Raw genomic sequence first — 2,785 nt, forward strand, 5'->3', positions numbered from 1 at the left:
TGATTCTTAAAAATTTAATGACTTCAAATCACTATTTTAATCTGTAATAAGTGTCTAGTTAAAAACAGACAACTTGAAATAGAAAACTTTTGTGGATATCTTAAAATAATATAAATTTTAATAATGATTAATTTTCTTAAAATTATTTTTACCTGGTGGAATAGTCAAACCATAGGGACATTTTTAAATACATTATTTTTTGGAAAACTTGTTGGCGTCGATGATTCTAAAAATAAATATTATGTTGATAAAAAAGATCGAAGATGGGTTATTTTTAATTCAGAAGTAGAAGCAACCAAAATCCCCCCTGAGTGGCATGCTTGGATACACCATATTATTAAAGAGGTTCCGACCCAGGCTGAATTTTCGAAATATGAATGGCAGAAAGACCATCAAGAAAATAAAACAGGAACTGTTGAAGCATATAGTCCAAACAAATTTAAACCACAGACTAAAGCTGATTATGAAAGTTGGCGTCCTTAAAACTAATAAAATTTAGTTTTTGATAGCCAATTCACATCATATTTTGAATTAATAAAATCTTGATTTCTTAATATTTTTTTATGAAGATCTATTGTTGTACTAACTCCTTCAATAACAAATTCATCTAAAGATCTCTTTAATCTAGAAATTGCAGAGGTTCTGTCTCTACCATGACAAATCAGTTTTGCAACTAGACTGTCATAAAAAGGAGGAATTTTACAACCTTGGAATACACAACTATCAACTCTTGTTCCAGGACCCGATGGTTGATTGTAAATCTTTATTGTTCCAGCGCTTGGTAAAAAATCTTTACTAGGGTCTTCAGCATTTATTCTACATTCAATTGCATGTCCAAAAAATGAGATATCTTTTTGCTGTAAACTTAACTTACCTGTTGAAGCAATTTCAATTTGTCGCTTAACTAAGTCAATTCCAGTTACTTCTTCTGTAACTGGATGTTCTACTTGTAATCTTGTATTCATTTCTAAAAAATAAAATTTTCCTTTATCATAAATAAATTCAAGCGTTCCAGCTCCCTCGTATCCAAGTTTTGAAATAGCGTTAACTGAAACATCTAATAAATATTTTCTTTGCTCATCATTGATTACTGGACATGGACTTTCTTCTATTATTTTTTGATATCTTCTTTGAACTGAGCAATCTCTTTCACCTAGATGAACTGTATTGTTTTTTCCATCTGATAAAATTTGTACTTCAATATGTCTTGGATTTTCAAAAAATTTTTCAATAAAAACCTCTTCATTATTGAAGAATTTTTTAGCTTCTGTTTGAGCAATTTTAATATTTTCTTCCAATTTATCTGCAGAATGAACTATTCTCATTCCTTTACCACCCCCACCACCAGCAGCTTTAATAAGTACTGGAAAACCAATTTCTTTAGATATTTTTATAGCTTCATTTATATCTTTAATTCCAGTCTCAGAACCAGAAACAATAGGTAGTCCTAAACTTTTAGCTATTTTCTTCGCTTCAATTTTATCACCCATTTTTCTAATAAGTTCTGAACTTGGGCCAATAAATTTAATTTTGTGTTGTTCTAAAATTTCTGCAAATTTATAGTTTTCTGAAAGAAACCCATAACCAGGATGAACAGCATCCGCACCTGTGATTTCTATTGCAGATATTAGAGAGGGAATATTTAAATAACTATCTTGAGCTTTTTGTGATCCAATACATATACTTTCATCAGCAAGTCTAACGTGCATAGACTCATTATCAGCATTTGAGTGAACAGCAACAGTAGCTATTTCAAGTTCTTTACAAGCCCGTATTACTCGTACGGCTATTTCGCCTCTGTTTGCTATAAGTATTTTTTTTATCATTTACTCGACTAGGATTAAGTCCTGATCAAATTCTACCGCTTCACCGTCGGTTACTAATATTTTTTTAACCACACCGTCTTTAGTCGATGGGACATGATTCATTGTTTTCATTGCCTCAATGATAATAATCGTTTGGCCTTTTTTAATATTTGCACCAACTGATATAAATGGTTTAGCACCAGGTTCAGGAGCTAAGTAGGCAGTTCCAACCATGGGAGATTTTATAATATTAGCTTTATTTATGTTATCAGCTGAAATTTGCGTAGAGGGTGTAGATGATATTTTTGATTGATTATTTGTAGATATAATTTGTTCATGGACAACGCCTTTACTAGATTTGCTAACCTTATATTTTACGTTATTTTCAGAATATTCAATCTCAGTTAGATTAAACTCATTTAAATAGTCAGAAAGTTCTTTAATAATTTTTTTATCTATTTTCATTATTTGTTATCTTTAATTATTTTTTTAATCGCGTCTATCGCTAAAATATAACCGTAAGAACCTAGTCCACAAATAAGACCATTAACAGCACTGCTTATTAATGATTTGTGTCGAAATTCCTCTCTGTGAAAAATATTTGAAATATGAATTTCTATTTTAGGAATCTTAACAAGATTTAAAGCATCCAATATTGCAACAGATGTATGCGTAAAAGCTGCGGCGTTAATTATTAAACCATGGTATTTATCTCTAGATTTTTGAATTTTAGTTACAATCTCGCCTTCAATATTAGATTGAAAAAAATCTATTTTTATTTTATTTTTTTTAGCATGTTCTTTGCATTTTTTTTCAATCGACTTGAGAGTTTCTTTGCCGTAAATTTTTGGTTCTCTTTCGCCTAAAAGATTTAGATTTGGACCGTTAATAATTACTATATTCATATAAGAAAAAGGATATGTTATAATTTAAAAATAGCTTAAATCCAATATGATACAAATCATTTTGAATGGAAAACC

Annotated in this window: 4 protein-coding genes; 1 reads left to right on the forward strand and 3 read right to left on the reverse strand. The window is 29.8% G+C overall.

Going from position 1 to position 2,785, the window contains the following annotated elements:
• Nucleotides 1–123: 123 nt before the first annotated feature.
• Nucleotides 124–483: an NADH:ubiquinone oxidoreductase subunit NDUFA12 gene (locus tag AC8IGH_RS03415; protein WP_507419317.1), complete on the forward strand. Its 360-nt coding sequence runs from the start codon at nt 124–126 to the stop codon at nt 481–483.
• Between the two features lie 2 nt (nt 484–485).
• Here the strand turns inward: AC8IGH_RS03415 and accC are convergent, their stop codons facing one another.
• Genes accC through aroQ form a run of 3 tightly spaced genes read right to left on the reverse strand, consistent with a single transcriptional unit; the run spans nt 486 to nt 2,710 of the window.
• Nucleotides 486–1,826, reverse strand: coding sequence for an acetyl-CoA carboxylase biotin carboxylase subunit (gene accC, locus AC8IGH_RS03420; protein WP_507419318.1), 1,341 nt, complete (start codon nt 1,824–1,826; stop codon nt 486–488).
• On the reverse strand, nt 1,827–2,270 hold the full coding sequence (locus tag AC8IGH_RS03425) for an acetyl-CoA carboxylase biotin carboxyl carrier protein (protein ID WP_507419319.1): 444 nt from the start codon (nt 2,268–2,270) through the stop codon (nt 1,827–1,829). It lies immediately after the preceding gene.
• Nucleotides 2,270–2,710 (reverse strand): type II 3-dehydroquinate dehydratase, encoded by a 441-nt coding sequence (aroQ, locus tag AC8IGH_RS03430; RefSeq protein ID WP_507419320.1) that lies wholly within the window; start codon nt 2,708–2,710, stop codon nt 2,270–2,272. The genes AC8IGH_RS03425 and aroQ overlap by 1 nt, the downstream gene beginning before the upstream one ends.
• Between the last annotated feature and the right edge of the window lie 75 nt (nt 2,711–2,785).

Source organism: Candidatus Allofontibacter sp. (assembly GCF_038145245.1).
Classification (GTDB): domain Bacteria; phylum Pseudomonadota; class Alphaproteobacteria; order Pelagibacterales; family Pelagibacteraceae; genus Fontibacterium.

Coding starts and splice junctions, on each gene's coding strand:
- AC8IGH_RS03425 (WP_507419319.1), bottom strand. CDS start 2,270: ATGAAAATAGATAAAAAAATTATTAAAGAACTTTCTGACTATTTAAAT.
- AC8IGH_RS03415 (WP_507419317.1), top strand. CDS start 124: ATGATTAATTTTCTTAAAATTATTTTTACCTGGTGGAATAGTCAAACC.
- aroQ (WP_507419320.1), bottom strand. CDS start 2,710: ATGAATATAGTAATTATTAACGGTCCAAATCTAAATCTTTTAGGCGAA.
- accC (WP_507419318.1), bottom strand. CDS start 1,826: ATGATAAAAAAAATACTTATAGCAAACAGAGGCGAAATAGCCGTACGA.